Annotated in this window: 16 protein-coding genes; 5 read left to right on the plus strand and 11 right to left on the minus strand. The window is 39.3% G+C overall.

Going from position 1 to position 20,704, the window contains the following annotated elements:
• The first annotated feature begins 68 nt into the window (after positions 1 to 68).
• A complete protein-coding gene (locus tag ACLTU0_RS01520; RefSeq protein WP_412321130.1) occupies positions 69 to 791 on the plus strand; it encodes a stalk domain-containing protein in 723 nt (240 codons plus the stop codon).
• A 23-nt stretch (positions 792 to 814) separates the two neighbouring features.
• Here ACLTU0_RS01520 and ACLTU0_RS01525 read toward each other — a convergent pair whose 3' ends face one another.
• The 6 genes from ACLTU0_RS01525 to polA all read right to left on the minus strand — a co-directional run bounded on the left by ACLTU0_RS01525 (position 815) and on the right by polA (position 7,083).
• Positions 815 to 1,225, minus strand: a complete 411-nt coding sequence (locus ACLTU0_RS01525) for a Fur family transcriptional regulator (protein ID WP_337600285.1) — start codon at positions 1,223 to 1,225, stop codon at positions 815 to 817.
• Positions 1,226 to 1,229: 4 nt separating this feature from the next.
• Entirely contained in the window at positions 1,230 to 2,036 is an 807-nt protein-coding gene (locus ACLTU0_RS01530) for a metal ABC transporter permease (RefSeq protein WP_337600287.1), read from the minus strand.
• Positions 2,029 to 2,769, minus strand: coding sequence for a metal ABC transporter ATP-binding protein (locus ACLTU0_RS01535; RefSeq protein WP_117968686.1), 741 nt, complete (start codon positions 2,767 to 2,769; stop codon positions 2,029 to 2,031). Before ACLTU0_RS01535 ends, ACLTU0_RS01530 begins: the two co-directional genes overlap by 8 nt.
• 7 nt (positions 2,770 to 2,776) lie before the next feature.
• Positions 2,777 to 3,439 (minus strand): YoaK family protein, encoded by a 663-nt coding sequence (locus tag ACLTU0_RS01540; protein WP_022231108.1) that lies wholly within the window; start codon positions 3,437 to 3,439, stop codon positions 2,777 to 2,779.
• A 1-nt stretch (position 3,440) separates the two neighbouring features.
• Complete coding sequence (locus ACLTU0_RS01545; RefSeq protein WP_308455957.1) at positions 3,441 to 4,289, minus strand: metal ABC transporter substrate-binding protein; 849 nt, start codon at positions 4,287 to 4,289, stop codon at positions 3,441 to 3,443.
• A 193-nt stretch (positions 4,290 to 4,482) separates the two neighbouring features.
• Positions 4,483 to 7,083, minus strand: coding sequence for a DNA polymerase I (gene polA / locus ACLTU0_RS01550; RefSeq protein WP_337600534.1), 2,601 nt, complete (start codon positions 7,081 to 7,083; stop codon positions 4,483 to 4,485).
• 260 nt (positions 7,084 to 7,343) lie between these two features.
• Between polA and ACLTU0_RS01555 the strand changes: the two genes are divergently transcribed.
• Positions 7,344 to 8,585 (plus strand): S1C family serine protease, encoded by a 1,242-nt coding sequence (locus ACLTU0_RS01555; RefSeq protein ID WP_412275293.1) that lies wholly within the window; start codon positions 7,344 to 7,346, stop codon positions 8,583 to 8,585.
• Between the two features lie 548 nt (positions 8,586 to 9,133).
• On the opposite strand, the gene ACLTU0_RS01560 is transcribed toward ACLTU0_RS01555, so the two are convergent.
• The gene (locus ACLTU0_RS01560; protein ID WP_337868816.1) at positions 9,134 to 9,568 is read right to left on the minus strand and encodes a DUF1893 domain-containing protein; all 435 of its coding nucleotides are present in this window, start codon (positions 9,566 to 9,568) and stop codon (positions 9,134 to 9,136) included.
• Positions 9,528 to 10,094, minus strand: a complete 567-nt coding sequence (locus tag ACLTU0_RS01565) for an ECF transporter S component (RefSeq protein WP_022231103.1) — start codon at positions 10,092 to 10,094, stop codon at positions 9,528 to 9,530. The genes ACLTU0_RS01560 and ACLTU0_RS01565 overlap by 41 nt, the downstream gene beginning before the upstream one ends.
• 158 nt (positions 10,095 to 10,252) lie before the next feature.
• Here ACLTU0_RS01565 and ACLTU0_RS01570 point away from each other — a divergent pair, with 158 nt between their 5' ends.
• On the plus strand, positions 10,253 to 13,483 hold the full coding sequence (locus ACLTU0_RS01570) for a family 78 glycoside hydrolase catalytic domain (RefSeq protein ID WP_308455954.1): 3,231 nt from the start codon (positions 10,253 to 10,255) through the stop codon (positions 13,481 to 13,483).
• A gap of 128 nt (positions 13,484 to 13,611) precedes the next feature.
• Here the strand turns inward: ACLTU0_RS01570 and ACLTU0_RS01575 are convergent, their stop codons facing one another.
• Positions 13,612 to 14,304 carry a DUF3298 and DUF4163 domain-containing protein gene (locus ACLTU0_RS01575; RefSeq protein ID WP_308455953.1) on the minus strand — a complete coding sequence of 231 codons (693 nt, stop codon included), beginning with the start codon at positions 14,302 to 14,304 and terminating at the stop codon, positions 13,612 to 13,614.
• Positions 14,305 to 14,318: 14 nt separating this feature from the next.
• On the minus strand, positions 14,319 to 15,797 hold the full coding sequence (gene spoIVA, locus ACLTU0_RS01580; protein ID WP_412321133.1) for a stage IV sporulation protein A: 1,479 nt from the start codon (positions 15,795 to 15,797) through the stop codon (positions 14,319 to 14,321).
• Between the two features lie 203 nt (positions 15,798 to 16,000).
• Between spoIVA and ACLTU0_RS01585 the strand changes: the two genes are divergently transcribed.
• On the plus strand, positions 16,001 to 18,853 hold the full coding sequence (locus tag ACLTU0_RS01585) for an EAL domain-containing protein (RefSeq protein ID WP_412321134.1): 2,853 nt from the start codon (positions 16,001 to 16,003) through the stop codon (positions 18,851 to 18,853).
• Between the two features lie 95 nt (positions 18,854 to 18,948).
• Positions 18,949 to 20,160: an NADP-dependent isocitrate dehydrogenase gene (locus ACLTU0_RS01590; protein WP_337868805.1), complete on the plus strand. Its 1,212-nt coding sequence runs from the start codon at positions 18,949 to 18,951 to the stop codon at positions 20,158 to 20,160.
• Between the two features lie 42 nt (positions 20,161 to 20,202).
• On the opposite strand, the gene ACLTU0_RS01595 is transcribed toward ACLTU0_RS01590, so the two are convergent.
• Positions 20,203 to 20,508 carry a hypothetical protein gene (locus tag ACLTU0_RS01595; protein ID WP_308455949.1) on the minus strand — a complete coding sequence of 102 codons (306 nt, stop codon included), beginning with the start codon at positions 20,506 to 20,508 and terminating at the stop codon, positions 20,203 to 20,205.
• Positions 20,509 to 20,704: the final 196 nt, after the last annotated feature.

Genomic DNA, 20,704 nt, shown 5'->3' on the forward strand with positions numbered 1-20,704 from the left:
ACTTGTAATTAGCTATATTTGTATGTTATACTGATATTAACAAATATATTTTGAAAGGGAGTTTTTATATGAAAAAGGATTTTGTAAAAGGAATTGCGGTCGGCTGTGCATTGTCAATGGCAATCGGTGGTGCGTCCGCGCTTGCCGATACGTACAGAAAATTTCTTGAAGTGGCTTACACTGACATCAAAGTTGTCGTAAATGGAAAGCCGACAACACCGCGTGACAGTGACGGCACCCCTGTTAAGCCGTTTATCTCTAGCCGCACGACCTATCTGCCCGTAAGATCCATTTCAAACGCTCTGGGACAAAACGTTGATTGGGACAGTGACACAAGCACTATATATATCGGCGATAAATTAGAAACAGACAAAGTTAATATGGCAGAAATCGAGCCAGTTGAAGGTACCCATATTTTAAACAGTTCAAGTGCTACATTTCCCCTTAGACAAGTTACAATTGTTCCTGATAACCGTTTTGCTCCTTATAGTAGTACTTTATTTATTCTTGACGGCAAATATTCTTCTTTAGAAGGCTTATTTGCCGTACCTGATCGTGATAATGATGATGACATAAATGCTGTACAATTCATAAATGAAGATACCGATGAGGTGCTTGCAACAGTTTCAAATAAAAGACTCGAAAAAGCCGTAGATGTTAAAGTAAATCTTATAGGTGTTGATAAGCTTCGAGTTAAAGCCGGTCGTATTTCAGATGATAACAACTTTGAGTTTGGTTATAACGGTGGCTATTTATACAATCTCTACTTAACACCAATAACTCAAAAATAATTCAACCAAAAAGGACGCTGAAATCAGCGTCCTTTTGTATTCAATTTCTTTTGACATTTATCACAATAGCCGTATATTTCAAGTTTATGTCCCGTCACCGTAAAATTATCTATATGCGGTGAATGTACGGGGCATATATCGACGTAACGCATTTCCTTACAGCCAAGACATATTGCATAATGACGGTGTTCGCCGTTTATGAGTTCATAATAAAACTTATCACTGTCTTGAATTGTATGCTTACTAACTATACCCTTTTCACACAGCTTTTCCGCAATTCTGTAAACGGTCGAAAGCGACATTCCGTCAACCTTGTCATATATATTTTCAACCGTAAGAGGTGCGTCTGCGTCCGACAGTACCTGCATAACGCTTATACGCTGTTTTGTACATTTTAAACCTACTTTTGAAAGTATGCCGTTTATATCCTCCATACTCTCACCTTCTCCTTTTACTTGTACAAACCATTATTACAATCAAGAATACCACACCCAAAAGCACAATCGTTCCGCCCGGTCTGAGATCAAGATAGTACGATATGAATAGTCCGGCAACAGTGAAAAATTCCGCAAACGCGATTGACCACCATATTGTCTGCTTATAGCTTTTCGCAATCATCATTGCCGCCGCAACAGGTATAACAAGAAGTGACGAAATCATAAGCGCGCCAACAATTCTTGACGCAACCGAAACCGTAACCGCCGTTAATAACATAAGTACAAGATTAATACCGCCGACAGGCACTCCCGCAAGCTTTGCCGCCTCTTCGTCAAACGTAACGAAGAACAATTCTTTATACAATAATATTGAAGTTATAATAACCGCTATGCCGAGTCCAATCGTTAAGTACAATTCAAAATCGTTTATTGCAACTATCGAGCCGAACAAAAAGCTGTTTATATTGGTTGAGCCATTGGTTATAAATCCCGACAACACCGCCGTAAGACCGATACCCGCCGACATAACAACCACCGTTGCAATTTCCGAATATTTGCCGAATGATTTTCTGAAAACCTCTATTCCGATAACCGCAAAAATCGAAAACATCACCGCACCCAAAATCGGATTAATTCCGAGCAAAAGTCCGAATGCGATACCTGCCAATGCCGAATGTGACGTTGCGTCACCTATCGCCGAAAGTCTTTTAAGTACAATCGAAACGCCTATACACGGTGCAATCACCGCAATTATTGCCGCAACTACAAATGCTCTTTGCATAAATGCGTACTGAAAAATATTATCCATGATGATGCACCCTCTTTCCTGCAAATATTTCGTTTATCTGTTGCATTGTAAGGTCGTTTCGGCTTACAAATTCGCCGTTGCCGTGTTCGCAGAATATTAAAAGTTTGTCCGATACTCTGACAAGTTCCGGAGTATCGTGGTTTGTCATAATAATCGTCATTCCTTGTTTGTTGAGTTCGCTTATTATGTCCATAATCTGTTTTACCGACTTCGCATCAACTCCGACTGTCGGCTCGTCCATAAGCAACAGTTCAGGCTCTGAAATCAACGCTCTTGCAATAAATATCCTCTGTTGCTGACCGCCCGACAAATTACCGATCAGTCGGTTTTCGTATCCCGACATTCCCACTTTTTCAAGCACTGTACTTAGTTTTTCGTAATCCTCTTTTCTGTAGCGTTTAAAAAGTCCGCGTCTGCTGTACAGATTTGCCATTACAACCTCTTTAACCGTTGCAGGGAAATCGCTGTTAAACGAATTTGCTTTTTGAGAAACATAACCGATTTTATAATTTTCTTTAAACTTCGATAAATCTTCTCCGAAAAGTGTTATTTTACCCTTGTTGTACGGCAAAATTTTTAAAATTATTTTTATCAGTGTACTTTTTCCCGCACCGTTTGCACCGATTATACCGAGAAAATCACCCTTATGTAATGTAAAATTCACATCACGCAATACAGATGTATCGGAATAATCAAAATACAAATTTTCAATTTTTAAAATTTCCTGTTCCATATTATCCTCAATCTTCCTTATTAATAAGCATAATCGAAAACGCCGTTATCAGCAATATACTGCTTACCAAAATAGCCTTTTCGCTGAATAATCTGACAGATACGTTACCCATAATCGCACCTATCGTAAATATTGCAATTATGCCGAAAAACAAAAATCCTTTTTCCATTGCGGGTTTGTCTTTTGTAAACCAATAATCACATATCGATTGCGTTGCCATACGCAAGTTACCTATGCACATTGTAGTCGCCATACCGTTGCCCTGTATCTTTCTGAAACTTTCAACCTGTGCACCGCACGCAAGCGATGTAAGACTGTTTGCAAGCAAATTCAGTTCCTGCGGTATAAACATTACGCCGAATAATATCACTGCCTCGCAAAATACAATTATCTGTCGCCAGTGAACGTGTTTTCTGTTTGTAAACTTTCTTCTCACAAATTCTGCCGCCGCAATACCAATCGCAAATGCCAAAACAGGACACACATATTGGAGTGCCTTGCTCCAATGCCCCATTGACAAATTAACACCGAACAAAAGTATGTTACCCGTCTGCGCATTTGCAAAAACTTCACCTCTGCAAAGATAACTGTATGCGTCCATAAATCCACCGGACAATGTGAGCAGTATCATAATCGGAAGTGATTCTGAAATCTGTTTTGATGCTTTCATTTTAAATCCCCTTCTTTAGTTCCTCAAGATTTGCTTTCATAACCGTTACATAGTCACGACTTTCGCTGTCACCCTCAAAAGTATAAAGCGGAAGTGCCTGAATATCAGCCTCATTCGCAACCGCCTGTGCCATTTTGTCACCCTCAAGCGGATCATAGAAAATACAGCTTATGCCCTCGCTCTTTATTTGGTCAACCACCTTTGCCATTTGTGACGGTGACGGATCACTGTCACCTGTAACCCCCTCAAGCGCAACTTGTTTCATACCGTAATCGTTGCAAAGATAGCTGTACGCACCGTGTGTTACAAATATCGTCTTACCGTCAAGTTCGGCATTTTTGTACTCGGTGTCTACCTCATCAATTTGAGTTAGATAACTGTCAAGTCTGTTTATATAGTTCTGTGCATTTTTGCTGTCCACCTCTGACAACACGTTGCATATTGCCTGCATTTGCAATTTTGCATTCTGCGGACTAAGCCAAATATGCGGATCGTTTCCGTCTGTCGGTATCTGTTCCGATGTGCATATAACTTTTACGTTCTGCGGAAGTGTTTCGATTATTTTGTCCGCCCAGCTTTCCATTCCGACGCCGTTATATATAAATATGTCAGCCTCCGAAAGTTTCGCCATATCAGACGCAGTCGGCTCAAAATCGTGCGGCTCTGTTCCTGTCGGTACTATGTTTGTTAGATCTATATCGTCACCTCCGATTGTTTTCGTAAAGTCATACATTGCATAAAATGATGTGTATACCTTTGGTTTGCCGCTGTTTTCAGCGTTTTTTTGACACGATGTCAATGCCAAAACAAGTATAAGCATTAGTGGTATCAGCTTTATAATTTTTTTCATATTTTTATTTCCTTTCGTTGTTGTTTTGATGTAATAATCGCACATACGGGACGTCGTGGGTGTCGTCCCCTACGAATTTATCTATTATCTATACTTGCCACCCCTCAGTCGTTTCACGACAGCTCCCCTCAAGTGGCGCCTTTTATGCCTCTCCTTGAGGAGAGGTGGCACGCAGTGACGGAGTGGTGGCAAACTATTTCGCGTCATACCAGCTATGTCCTGTTGACATATCCACTTTAAGAGGAACATTAAGTTCCATTGCACTCTGCATTTCTTCGCTCAAAATTTGTTTAACCTTATCCACTTCGTCCTTATGTGCCTCAACGATAAGTTCGTCATGTACCTGCAATATAAGCTTTGACTTCAATCCCTCATTTATAAGTCTATTATCAACTCTCACCATTGCAAGCTTTATAATATCCGCCGCCGTACCTTGTATCGGTGTATTCAGTGCAACACGTTCGCCGAACTGACGTATATTATAATTCGGTGACTTCAATTCAGGGATATAACGTATTCTGTTAAGCATAGTTTTAACATAGCCGTCCTTTTTCGCCTGTTCCTTTATGCTCTCCATATAATTTCTTACGCCGTGATACTTTTCAAGATAGCTTTCAATATATGCCTTAGCCTCTTTAACCGATATATGCAAATCCTGTGCCAGTGAAAATTCACCTATGCCGTACACAATACCGAAGTTTACCGCCTTTGCACTTGAACGCTGTTCCTTTGTAACATCCTCAAGCGGTATACCAAGCACCTGTGATGCGGTAACTGCGTGAATATCCTCATTATTTCTAAACGCATTTATCATTGTTTCATCATTTGCGATATGCGCAAGCACTCTAAGCTCAATCTGTGAATAGTCTGCATCCACAAGTACATAACCCTCTTTCGCAACAAACATTTTCCTGATTTCTCTGCCAAGCTCCGTACGAGTCGGAATGTTCTGCAAATTCGGTTCTGTTGATGAAAGTCTGCCGGTAACGGTCACTGTCTGCGTAAACACTGAATGTATGCGGTGCGTATTCGGATTTACAACAGCCCGCAAACCGTCACAATATGTGCTTTTCAGCTTTGCAAGCTGACGGTATTCCATAATAAAATTAACTATAGGGTGCTTATCTCTGAGCTTTTCAAGCACATCTGCATTTGTCGCATATCCGGTCTTTGTTTTCTTTACAGGCTTTAATTCAAGTTTTTCAAAAAGAATTACACCAAGCTGTTTCGGTGAATTAATATTAAATTCTTCACCGGCAAGCATATATATTTCATTTGTAAGCGCATCAATCTTTTCACCAAGTTTATCGGCAAATTCCTTTAATTGATGGTCGTCTACGAGAAATCCGTTTATTTCAAGGTGTGCAAGCACCGTAACAAGCGGTAATTCCACCTCTTGATACAGCTTTTCCTGTCCGTTTTCCTTTATCTTATCGCCTATACGCTCATTAAGCACACCGAGTGCAACTGCACATTTTGCAAGGTATTCGCTCCTGTCGGTTTCCACATCGTCAAGTAATGACAACTGCTTGACTTCAGGCTTTTCTATAACCGTGCCGAAATATTCGCTTGCCAATTTTTCTATTGTGTATTCATTTTTTGCAGGATCTACAAGGTATGCGGCGATTGCGGTATCATCTGCTATATTTTTTATGTCAATTCTGCAGTTTAATTTAACGATAGCCTCTTTGACGTCAAACATAACCTTTGCTATGCTGTCATCTTCAAGCAACTCTTTTATATCGTCTTGCTCATTTAATACTACCGCATTATTCCCCGCTCCGACTGCCGCCGATGAAATATTATCACCGTCAAAGTCAAGCACAACGGTCACCTTATCACCGCTAATCATATTCTTATCCCCGACTTGATAAGAAAAATCTTTAAAAATATCCTCGTTTTCTTTTACGTTATCCACGCCTGACAAATCAAGCTTCTTTATAATACTGTTAAGTTCAAGTCGCTTTAATATTTCGTAAAGCTCGCCGTTGTTTTCAAAACCGTCAAATACACATTTCTCCGCATTAAATTCGATCGGTGTATTTCTGTTGATAGTCGCAAGCTCCTTTGACATAAACGCCATTTCCCTGCCGTCTTTCATCTTTTGGAGCATAGTGCCCTTTAGACCTATATCGTCAATGTTTTCATATATATATTCAATGCTGTGATGTTTTTCGATAAGGCTCATAGCCGTTTTTTCGCCGACACCCTTAACACCGGGAATATTATCGGACGGATCGCCCATAAGCGCCTTTACATCAATAAATTCAGTCGGTGTGACGTGGTACTTTTCCTTAACAGCCTTGTCATCATAAATAATCGTTTCATTATATCCCGACTTTGTAACCGTCAAAATGACCTTTGTTTTGTCACTCGCAAGCTGTAAATCGTCTTTATCGCCCGTTGCAATGAAACAGCTTATTTCACTTTCTTCACAAAGTCTTGCAACTGTTCCGATTATATCATCAGCCTCGTAACCCTCTTTTTCAAGGATTGTTACGCCCATTGCACGAAGTACGTCCTTTGCAAGTGGCATTTGTGCGGCAAGTCCCTCGGGCATAGGCTTACGCTGTGCCTTGTATCCCTCGTACTGCTTATGACGAAATGTCGGTGCTTTCACGTCAAAAGCCGCACAAATATAATCCGGCTCCTGCTCCTTTATCAGTTTCAATAATATATTAAGAAAACCGTATATCGCATTTGTCGGAGTACCGTCCTTTGCGGACAAATAACGCACACCGTAAAACGCACGGTTTAAAATACTGTTTGAATCAAGTATAAGTAACTTCTTCATATAAAATCCTTTCTACTTTATAATATCTCTGCGTGTATATTTTGTTGCAAATAATTCGCATTTATACATATTCTAACCTTATTATCTCTATTTGTCAATACCTGTTCACACTTTGTTCATAAAATAAGTCATTTCTATTTACATTTAATTCATACCAGTGTCAAAAGTGTACTGTATCATATAACCATAGTCAAAGGAAAGCTATAAAGAGTATGAATTTAGATTGTTTTGATAATAATGATATAAGGAGGATGACGACCATGAAGAAATACCCTTATACAGAATCAACTGACTTGATTATTTACGACCAAAAGCCAAAGAAAGAGAAAAAACAAAAAGTATGGCTAACAGCTGTCTGTTCAGCTCTTGCAGCAAGCATATTTACAGCAGGTGTATTCGGAACAGGAATGTACTTTATGCAAAAGAATATGAACAATAACACTCAAAGCGCGGCAGTTGCAAGTGAAACAACACAATCGGATGATTCATCATCTTCGGATTCAGCTCAACTTGCAGCATACAAAAACGGTAAGAAAGTTCTTACAATTCCCGAAATTGCAGAACAAGTCGGACCAAGCGTTGTCGGTGTTATAAACAAGACTACAGTTCAACCGCAAAAATATTACGATCCGTTCAGCGGAAGATATTATTATTCAAGCGGCGACGGAAGCACAGACGGTCAAACCGTTGAACAAGGCAGCGGTTCGGGAATTATTTTCCAAGACGACGGTTACATCGTAACAAATCAGCACGTTATTGACGGTGCTTCGGAAATATCGGTAATACTTAATACAGGCGATGAATTCACCGCAAAACTTGTAGGTCAGGATACAAAAACAGACCTTGCGGTTTTGAAAATAGATCCGGGTTCAACAAAACTTACAGCCGCAACACTCGGTGACTCGACAACAGTTCAAGTCGGTGAAACGGCAGTTGCAATCGGTAACCCGATGGGACAGGAATTTTCCGGTTCAGTTACGGCAGGTATAATCAGTGCCGTAAACAGAACAATGAATATAGATAACAGAACTTATAACCTATTGCAGACAGATGCCGCTATTAACTCAGGTAACTCGGGCGGTGCTTTAATCAACCAATACGGTGAGGTTATAGGTATTAACTCAGTTAAATTATCAACCACAGGCGTTGAAGGTATGGGATTTGCTATCGCAATATCAGAGGCAAAACCAATCATTGACGACTTGATGGCATCAGGATATGTGACAGGCAGACCACTTGTCGGAATCGGTATCAAAGATACAGGCTACGGTTTGTTTATCGGAAGTGTTTCCGAGGGCAGCGGAGCGGCAGAGGCCGGACTTAAAGTCAACGATATGATTCTTGAAGTTGACGGTCAGAAGGTCTCATCTACCGAGGAGGTCAACGAAATCCGTGATAAGAAAAAAGCGGGCGATTATTTGACCTTTAAGATTTTAAGAGACGGCGAAACTATGGAAGTACAGGTTCGCTTGATGGAAGACTCGGCAGATAAAACTAAATAAGCTATCCAGTTTTAATTGATAGACTGTGTAAAAACAGTCGATACCATCCTTTTTTTCATATGCCCTTGCCTTCCCCAAAGGCAAGGGTCCCCCCAAAAGTTACAAATATCTTTGATATTTGTTTCATATATATTACATCTTTTATAGTTGTGATAACTCCCCCATTTAAAACATTTACTCCCCCCAATATGTATATGTTTTTGACACCGCCGATACGGCGGTGTTTTTTTGTGCGTTTTTATATTTCGTAGGGGCGATCATCGGTCGCCCATTGCCTATTTTTCTATCACCACCCCTCAGTCGGCTTTGCCGACAGCTCCCCTTTATGGGAGCCTTACAAAACGCCTCTCCTTGAGGAGAGGTGGCACGCAGTGACGGAGTGGTGGCAAAAAATAACGTCGATATACCGTCCCTTTTCCCATTCAGCAAATCCGTAAGGGTGATCATCGGTCGCCCCTACGAAACACTTGCCGTATTGCAATACAAAACCACACAAAAAGGCGACCAACGGCCGCCCTACGAAATATTTATTATATAGCAAAAGGCGATCAATGACCGCCCTTTCTCATTTCAGCAATTTTCTTTTTCAGCACATCATATGCCGTATTCGGTTCATCTACTTCAAGCACTGCCTTTTCCATAGGACACATACCTGTTTTATCACGATTTATAATATACTCAACCAAATTACCGTAATATGTCTTAACCTTATATTTTTCAAAAACATCAAGTGCATGAGAGCTTATAATATCGGCATAAACCTCTTTTACTCCGCCTTTTACCATAAGTAAAGCCGCCGCTTTACCGACAACTTTATCGGCAACAAACGAATTTTTTATAACATCATTTCCACCGTCAAGAATTTCCAAAAGCGGTGCAACGCCGTGTTTCGTTGAAGTATAAACATCATTTTCGCCTACAATCACAATAGAAAAATTATTATTATGCAACTGTTCCTTTGCAGATTCTAAAATGTCTGTCAATGTAACCGCTCCTTTCAAGTGCATATACAACAGGCGGAATTATCAAAACTTGAATTATAATTCCAGGTACACCGCTGACTGTTGCGGTAACTGCCGCAATAGGTCCGCCACACTGTATACCCATAAGATTTACCGCAACAAACAATGAAATTGCATACACAATTCTACCGCAAAGCATTGCAGTTAAAAGTGAAATATATGTACCCATTTTCTTCTTATTAAACTTAAATGTATTATACATCAAACCGCTTACCAATCCGTATACCGCAAGCTCAATCATCATAAACGGCAATCTGCCTACTGCCGGCATACCCGTCAAAACAGAGCTTATAATCGGTGAAAACAATCCTACAAAAAATCCAAACACAGGTCCTAAAACAAATCCTCCGAGTAATACAGGTATGTGCATAGGCAAAAATACTTGACCCGGTTGCGGTACTCCCGTTAAATGAAATGCCATAGGCAATACAAGTGCCAATGCGATAAGCAGTCCTCCGACCGTTATTTTCTTTACATTTTTCTTCATTCTAATCTCTCCCTTCTTTTAACTTGCATATTATATCAAATATTATATGCAATGTCAAAATACAAAGCAAAAAATAAACGATTTCAAGCAAAATTTTGAAACATTTTATATTGTGCTATGGTATAATGATATTAATAAAACAGACGGAGATTAGAATTATGATTATTTACGATATGAAAACAGAGGATTTAATAAATCCAATCGGAATTGATGAAAAGAAACCGCGATTTTCTTGGAAACTGCAATCGAAAATCAGCGGTACTGTTCAAACCGCTTACAGAATTATTGTTCGCTCCGACAATGATACGGTTTGGGACAGCGGTAAAGTTACGTCTGACCGCTCAATCTGCATTGAATACAACGGTCGATCTTTATCGGCTATGACAAAGTATTCTTGGCAAGTAATCGTATGGGACGAACAAGGCAATGAATACACAAGCGATACTGCCGATTTTGAAACAGGCTTAATGAATAATGAATTTAATGCCGATTGGATTGGCAGTCCGCAAGAAACCGTCAACACATATGCCGTTGATAACTATAAAATTTCTTGTACTTTCAAGTCGGACAATCTCGGCTTGGTTGCGAACGCAAGAAATAAAGATAACTATGTCCTATTTAACATCTGCAAAGACAGCGTTTCTGTTTACGAAATATCCGACAATGCTTGGAATGACAATGTTCCGTATAAAAAATTACTCGGTACATTTCATGTTACCGAACATTCCGACAGCCTTGAATTATCGGTAAACAAAACAAATGTACTTCTTTATCTGAACGGTCAAAAAGTAATTGATGAAGATATTCTTCCGAAAAATATCATAAATCAGCCACGCAAGACATTTTTAATGTCTGTCGGCTTTAATCAGCTAAACAGCGTTGCCGAAATCAGTCACTTAAAAATCGAAACAAACAATCTTGTTTTGCAAGAGGATAATTTTGAAAACGGCTTACTTTCAGCACTCGGCACATACGAAAACGGAAAACTCACAATCAACAACGCATTTGAAATTGTCAATCCCGTACCGTCTGTAAATCTCCGCAAACGTTTCAATATAGAAAAAACAATCAAATCGGCACGTCTTTATGCATCTGCGCAAGGTTTTTACAATGCCTGCATAAACGGCGAAAAAGTCAGTGACGATTTTTACAATCCCGGTTTTACCGACTACAGACTAAGAATTCAATACCAAACTTTTGACGTTACCGATATGCTTGCAGACGGTAAAAATGTCATAAGTGCAGTTCTTGGAAGAGGACATTATTCGGGCTTTTGCGGTTACAGCGGTGCTATGATATACGGCAAAGAGAGTTCATTTATTGCTATGCTGAATATTGTCTACACTGACGGAACAAGCGAGGTTATCAAAACAGACAGTTCGTGGGAGTTTACTGATAAAGCACCGATAAGCGACTGTGATTATTTTGACGGTGAAAGCTATGACGCAAGGCTTGAATACAATCCCCTTGCGGACGATAAACGCTGGGTTAAATGCGGTATCAAACAACAACCTAAAAAGCCTGTCCCGACAAACGGCACACTATCCGATACTGATTTTAAATTAACCGCCCAAAAGGGTAACACTGCAAAAATTATAAAAAACTTTGTCGGTAAATTCGTGTGTGAAAATCCGAAAAATCATTTCGTTTATGATGTCGGTCAAAATATGGTCGGAACAATAAAATTGAAAGTTAAAGGTCAATGCGGTCAGTCGATTAAAATTCGTTACGGCGAAATGACGCATAAAGACGGCTGTATTTATATAAAAAATCTGCGTTCCGCCGCAAATACCGATATTTATACACTTTGCGGACGTGATACGGAGGAGTTTATTCCTACTTTCACGTCACACGGTTTCAGATATGCGGAAATCAGCGGTAACGGTTGCGATATATCAAAAGATATGATTATCTCGGTTGACGGTCTTGCAATATCGAATATTGATATTGTTACAGGTGAATTTGAATGTTCAAATCCGCTTATTAACAGGCTTCAGCACAATATCCGTTGGGGTGAAATCGGCAATTTTCTGCTAATTCCTACTGATTGTCCGCAACGCAACGAGCGTATGGGTTGGACGGGTGATATGCAGGTTTTTGCAAAAACAGGTGCATATAATATGAACATAAAGTCGTTTATCGACAAATGGCTTGATGATTTGATTGACGCACAAACTATGTACAATAAAAACGGTGCTGTTCCCGATACCGCCCCTCTTGGCGGTGATAACCGCATTGACGGTTGCGGCGGTTGGGGCGACGCCGCAACGATTGTGCCGTGGGAAATGTATGAAACATACGGCGATATACGCATACTTAAAAAATGCTATGATATGATGAAAAAGTGGGTTGAATATCAAAGCAGCACTGACCGCCGTAATTACGGTGTACGAACGGTTGACGGCAAGGAAGTACCGGAACAATCCGACCTTGCGACAATTCCGTATATTCAAGTACAGCAATGCCGTGGCGACCACCTTACTTATGACAATTCCACGCCTTACATATATTCCGCAACGGCATATGCCGCACATTCTGCCGACATACTCCGCAGAACCGCGTACATTCTCGGCAAAACCGATGATGAAAAACGATATACTGAATTATTTGAAAATATAAAACGTGCATTCAATGATGCGTGGGTTAATGATGACGGCTCTGTTTCGTATTACGGCGAAGTGAGTTCACAGACCGCACATTGCGGCGAATCGGTCGCACTTGATGGAAGTGTTACGCGATATACATATTATGCCGAAAACACTCCGCACTGTCCGAGTCAAACAGCATATGCACTTGCAGTTGACTTTGACCTTATCCCCAAAGACAAGCTTAAAAATACAAGAAAATATTTCAAAAACTCAATATTGAGAAACAACGGCAAACTTACAGTCGGCTTTCTCGGTATATCACATCTTGCACCTGCACTTTCAAAAGTCGGTCTTGATGATGTTGCTTTTAAGTTGCTTGAGCAGGAAGACAATCCGTCTTGGCTTTACAGTGTCAAAAACGGTGCTACAACCATATGGGAGCGTTGGAATTCGTATATTGCCGAAACAGGCACTTTCGGCGATGTTTCAATGAATTCGTTTAACCATTATTCTTACGGTGCGATAGGTCAATGGTTCTTTACCGATATACTTGGTATTCGTCCCGTTGAATTTGGGTATAAATCATTTATGCTTTCACCGAAATTCGGAGGCGGTTTGACTTATGCCAAAGGCAGTTTTACGTCACCTTACGGTAAAATCAGTTCTGCATGGAAATTGCATGACGGTAAATTTACGTATGATTGCACCGTTCCGACTAATACAACCGCAACTTTGAAATTGCCTAACGGTGATATTCATACACTTGTAGGCGGTAGTTATCATTTTGAAATTAATGTGTAAGGTTGCCAACACTCCGTCACTTCGTGACACCTCTCCTCAAGGAGAGACTTTCCATATTGCTCCCCTTGAGGGGAGCTGTCGCAAACGCGACTGTGGGGTGGCAAAAAAAGAGCGGCCGACGGTCGCCCCTAATCAATCAGTCGTCTATATTCCTCTTTCATATACCCGGACAAATCTTCCAAATCAAGTCTAAATTCCACGAATCCACGAGCATAGTATGACAAATCATACGGTTGAAAGAATATAACCAAATCATCATCTTGAATATAAAAATCCGTCTGATGTTCCTGTTTTATTTCAGGCTTTGCCCACAAATCCTTATATTCTTCCGAATGTTTTTCCATTTCTTCATTAATCATTCTGTTAAGCGTACTGACATACCCATCATCAGCAAACAAATCCGCAAGTTTCACTTCCTTTTCACCAGACACATCTATATTTACGGGAATATGCACCGTTGTACCTCTTGCACCGCCGGTATAAATATATTTTTCTTCAACCACACTGATAAAATCATTTTTATTATAAGTTTCCTCCCAACCTATCTCCATAACGCACTTATTCCCCATTTGCAAATTATCCTTACATTCCTGTGCTTTGGAATCAAAAGCAACAAGGTCACTGTCTATGGACTGTTGTATCTGTGCGTTGATATTTTTTTCAAGCTCACTGTTTTTCATACCGCTGAATTTAACTGTTTCGGCATACACCGTTGAAAAATCGGTTTCATATTCCTTTATACTGCTTTCTGTGCGGATACGTTTCATATCGCACCCGCACAAACAAAGAATCACGAAGATTACAGCTATTATACGTTTCATTATCAAGCCCCTTATTACAGAATTATACAAATCAAGCCGTTACTTCCGTCATTAATAATCCTCTGCAAAGTTTCTTTTAATTTCATTCTTGCCGATTCAGGCATTCTTGAAAGTTTATTATGAAGTCCCTCATTTACAAGCTCATAAAGCGACTTACCGAATATATTCGACTGCCAAATTTTTGTCGGATCTGTTTCAAATTCCGACAGCAGATAATGCACAAGTTCCTCCGACTGTTTTTCAGTACCGACAATCGGACTTACTTCCGTTTCAATATCCGCACGAATCATATGTATAGACGGTGCGGACGCTTTAAGTTTAACACCGAATCTACCGCCTTGTTTAACGATTTTCGGTTCGTCAAGAGTCAATTCTTCTGTTGACGGTGACACAATTCCGTAACCCTTTTCCATCACCTCGTGAAGTGCAAATGACACCTTATCATACTGCGCTTTCATCTGTGCCAGCTCCGACATAAGCGTCATAAGCTGATGTTCGCCGTCAATTTCAAAGCCGGACATTTCACCAAGCACACGATAGAAAAGCTCCTGCGGAAGTTCCATACACAGCTTAACCGTACCGTCACCCAAATCCATACCCTCGATATACGAACGCTGAACAAAACCGCACTCACCCATACCGTCCGACAATGCACGCACATCGCGAATACGGTTTACGTCCTCGATTTTTTCGATTATCGCACCGTATATCTCTTTTTTCAGCCAATGCTCACTGTCAAGTTCTTCAATCCAATCTGGAATTTTAATATTAATTTCTTTAAGAGGAAATTCAAACAACACCGTTTCAATAATATTATGTATATCCGTTGCATTAAGTTCTTCACAATTTACCGCCACAACAGGCACACCGTGCTTTGTCTCAAGTTCAGCCTTTAAATTCTGTGTGTTCTGCGAATTAGGCGCTACCGAATTTAACAGCACGATAAACGGCTTATTAATCGCTTTTAATTCATTTATAACTCTGTTTTCGGCATCAACATAATCGTTTCTGTCAATCTCCGTAATCGTACCGTCAGTCGTAACAACAAGACCGATAGTCGAATGTTCGCAAATAACTTTTTTCGTACCTATTTCCGCCGCCTCATTAAAAGCAATCGGGTGGTCAAACCACGGGGTTGTAACCATTCTCGGCTCGTTATCCTCCACATACCCAAGCGAACTGTCCACGATATAGCCGACGCAGTCAATCATTCTCACCTTTAAATGTGCATTATCGCCCAGGGATATTTCAACCGCCTCATTCGGTATGAACTTCGGCTCTGTCGTCATAATCGTTCTGCCGCCGGCGGACTGTGGCAATTCATCTCGTGTTCTCTCTGCCTGATACACATTTTCTATATTAGGTATTACAAGCAAATCCATAAACTTTTTTATAAATGTAGATTTACCTGTTCTGACCGGTCCGACTACACCTATATAAACATCTCCTTGACTCCTCTGTGCTATATCACTGTAAATATTGTATTCTTCCACTTTTTGTTTCCTCCTTTTGTCCAAAATATATGTTATATGTATATGCACGATAACTTATAATATGTATACCAAATATAAAGCAGATACCCCTTAAAGATTTTGTCTGCAATATTTTTTTATATTTTTTTAATTTTTTGTTTGAACATTTGGACAATGTGGTATATAATATATGAGAGAGAGGATTTAAACAAAGGGGAATTTGAATGAAACACATAAAAGCAATTATTTTAATGCTTTTAACATCTGTTATTTGCTTTACTTCTTTTTCGGTATATGCTGAAACGAATACGCTAAAAGCCAGTATTCTTAATGATTACAGCTTTGACGGCAACAGTATCAGTGAATATGCCGAGGATAGTGTAAATACTATTTTAGATACAACTGCAAGTACAAATTTTATAGCTAACGAAATAAACTTCGATGACACAACTTTTAATAAAGGTATTTCCGACCTTCAAAGCGGAAATATAGATTTTTTATGTATGGTTCCTGCGAGTGATGCCTTTTTGGCGTATGTTGACTATACATCATCACCTATCGCAACAGGCTTTTTAGGACTTTATACCACTGATTACAAGCAATTATATTTTGAAGAATTTGATACATTCAATCAAATTAAAATCGGTTTACTTAAAAATTCGTATATAGAAAAAATTCTTTCCGATTTTTCGGCTGCAAATAATTTTACATACATCCCTGTTTATTACGATACTGTGGACGATATGTTAAATGCCGTAAAAAATAATTTAATCGACGCAATTTTTACACCTACAACAAACAATCCCGACGGATTAAAGCTAATAGCCAAAGGCGGCAAATTGGACTACTACTGTGCCGTAAAAAAAGGCAATACCAATCTTCTTACAAAGCTAAACAGCGCTATAAATCAATACAAAATACAAAATCCGTTCTATCTGTCAATGGAATATACAAAGCTGTTTAAACGCCCTTACAGCAATTCAATAGGCTACACGAAAGAAGAGCAGACAGCAAAGAAAAATCACCCTAAACTTCGCATACTTGCGCCCGACAACAATTATCCGTCATCATATTATGACAAGGACACGGGCGAATATAACGGTATATACGAAGATATTATCAAAAAAGTTGCCGACAATGCCGGTTTTGAAATTGAATTTATCTCGTACGATCAATCCGAAATGTCAATGAACGGAATTGTTATGGGCAAAGCCGACATAATTCTTACGGTTTCAGGTTCAAAACAAGGTCTTACCACTGCAACACTGCCTTATACAAAGGTTTCATACTTGCCGTTAGTGAAAAAAGACACGAACATTTTTGAGGACAGTGAAATTCACGTCGGCATATTGGCAGACGATTCGTGGATTACAGATTATCTTGACGACAAATACAAACAATGGTCTGTCGAAAAATATTCATCCATTGACTCACTTTTAACGGCAGTCGAAAACGACACTGTTTCAGCTGTACTTGTTTCGTCGACAGATTTACAGACTAAAACGAGTTTGATTGCACATCCTAAGCTTTCAATATTGCAAGACTTTGACGTTGAAGTTCCCGCAAGTATTGGTGTTTCCAACCTTACCTGCAATCAGCATATCGTAAGCCTTTTGAACAAGACAATCCAAAATGTAACACTTACAAATTCGGAACTTGAAAGAAAGGTCTACACATTAAATCATATATATGTTCCGACAGTAAAAGATATGTTGAAAACAAACAAGCAATGGATATTTATAATATTGCTTGTTATAATCGCGATAATCGTATTCATAAAATGGCGTGAATATTATTACAAAAAACTTCTGCATACGGACACACTTACGCAAATTCCGAATAAGCAGTATTTTATGAAAACGGCTGAAAAAATATTGGATAACAACAGCGATAAATCATACTTACTCACATCGCTTGACGCAAGGAACTTCAAACTTATAAACGAACGTTTCGGTCACATAGTCGGCGACCAGACGCTTATGAACATTGCCAAGAATATAAAATCAAAATTCCACAAAAACGGGCTTTACGCACGTTCGCAAGGTGACAGTTTCTTAATTCTCGTTGAAGACACCTCACAAAACCGCGAACTTTTAAAGAGCCTTGTGGACTTGGATATTTCAATACATAACACAACAAATTATAAAGTACCGCTAAAAATCGGTGTTTGCCCTATTCCGCGTTACAATCCCGCTTTGAGCCTGTCGCTTTACATTGACAGAGCAAATATTGCCAAAAAGTACACATCAGCGCGAAATACAAATTATATCTGCTATTTCACGGACGATATGAACAAAAAACTTAATATGAAAAATATGATTGAAAGCGAAATGGTTCGTGCATTGAGCAAGGGCGAATTTGTCGTTTACTATCAGCCGAAATACGAACTTGCAAACGATACAATCATCGGTGCGGAGGCGCTTGTGCGTTGGAATCACAAGGAAAAGGGCATTATTTCACCGGGCGTATTTATCCCTGTTTTTGAGCGCAACGGCTTTATTGTTGACCTTGATTTCTATGTATATGAACAGGTTTTGAAAATGCAAAAACATCGTCTTGATATGGGTAAAAAGGTTATTCCTATTTCAATGAACGTTTCAAGATGTCACCTTTCGGATACGAATTTTGTTGACAAGCTTGAGGCGGTTGTCGCAAAGTACAAAGTGCCTAAGCAGTATATTGAAATGGAAATTACAGAAAGTATATTCAGTCAAGAGGACAGCTCGGCAATCGCACTTATATACAATTTGAAAGAACACGGTTTTACAATATCAATGGACGACTTCGGAAGTGGTTACTCATCGCTTAACCTGCTTAGAAAAGTGCAGATTGATACACTTAAAATTGACAAGGTATTTATCGACAGTACTGAAGATGTTCAGCGAAGTCAAGTTATTGTTGAGGAAATTATTAATATGGCATCAAAAATTCACGTTAAAACAATCTGCGAGGGTGTCGAAACACAAAGTCAACGTGATTTCTTAAAAAATGCAGGCTGTAATATGGTTCAGGGTTATTTCTATTCTAAACCATTGCCGTATGAGGATTTTTCCGATTTACTTAATTCGTCAAAATGAACATTGACATAATTAAATATATATGCTAAGATAATAAACAGCAAGGGGGCTTTTTACAGTCCCTTTTTATCTATAATAAAAAGGAGTATAAGAAAATGGCAAAAATTCAGATGAAAACACCGCTTGTCGAAATGGACGGCGACGAAATGACAAGAATCATATGGAAGATGATTAAGGATATTCTTCTTACACCTTACATAGACTTAAAAACTGAATACTATGATTTGGGGCTTGAACACAGAAACGAAACTAACGACCAAGTTACAGTTGACAGCGCGAATGCAACAAAGAAATACGGTGTTGCGGTTAAGTGTGCGACAATCACACCTAACGCTGCAAGAATGACAGAATATGACCTAAAGGAAATGTGGAAATCTCCTAACGGTACTATCCGTGCCATGCTTGACGGTACAGTTTTCAGAACACCTATTCTTGTTAAGGGTATCACTCCTTACATTCCGACTTGGACAAAACCTATAACAATCGCACGTCACGCATACGGCGATATTTATAAGAACGTCGAAATGCAGGTTAAAGCCGGCAGTAAAGCTGAGCTTGTTTGCACAGACAAGGACGGAAAAGAAACTCGTGAGTTGATTTACGATTTCAGCAACGAGGACGGTATTATTCAAGGTGTTCATAACAGAGATGAATCTATTGCCAGCTTTGCAAAAGCATGTTTCAACTATGCTCTTGATATGAAGAAAGATATTTGGTTTGCAACAAAGGACACAATTTCAAAGAAATATGACCATCGTTTCAAGGATATATTCCAAGAAATCTATGATAACGAATATAAAGAAAAGTTTGAGGCAGCCGGTATCGAATACTTCTATACATTGATTGATGACGCGGTTGCAAGAGTTATCCGTTCAAACGGCGGATATATTTGGGCTTGTAAGAACTATGACGGTGACGTTATGTCGGATATGGTTGCGACAGCTTACGGCTCACTTGCTATGATGACATCAGTACTTGTATCACCTGACGGTGTTTATGAGTATGAAGCTGCTCACGGTACTGTTCAAAGACATTACTACAAGCATTTAAAGGGCGAAAAAACTTCAACAAACTCTGTTGCAACATTGTTTGCTTGGACAGGCGCACTTCGTAAGAGAGGCGAAATGGACGGCCTTGACGACCTAATCAAGTTTGCTGATAATCTTGAAAAAGCTACAATCCAAACAATCGAAGAAGGCGTTATGACAGGCGACCTTGCCGCTCTTTCAACTCTTGAAAATAAGCAAAAGGTTGATACGGAAGAATTCTTACTTGCAGTAAACGAAAGATTGCAAAAGTTAATGTAATTTAAGACAAACAAAAACGACTGTTTTGAAACAGTCGTTTTTTTATATCTTTATGTAACCTAACTTTACTAACATATTCATACAATCAACCACAGCGGCAAAATATACGGTACGTAATCTTACATTATCAATACCCTGTATGTTTTCAAAAAAATACTGTATACGCTCCTCATATCCTTCAGGTATACCTTTTCCGCCGTCATAATAATGGTGAAACATATCCGAAAGAGTTGCACTGAGTTTGTTAAATACCTTGTTATATTTACTGTCGTTGCCCTCAAGATGTAACATTGCCACTTCAATACGCTCGTCAAAAAATTGGTCATTAAATCCAAAAATCTCTTCCATAATACAAACCTCCATAAAAAAAGTGCGTGGCAAAACCACGCACTAAAAACGCAGCTTTGCTTGTATTCTTGCGACAGAAATTACACCAAATCAGTATATATCAAAGAAAGCTTACGTTTTTTACTAACGTAAACTGATTTGGTATTAAATATTCATTTCTATCGCAAAATTATTATATCACACTTTTCTATTTTTG

The organism is Hominilimicola sp. (assembly GCF_046972485.1).
Taxonomy (GTDB): domain Bacteria; phylum Bacillota; class Clostridia; order UBA1381; family UBA1381; genus Hominilimicola; species Hominilimicola fabiformis.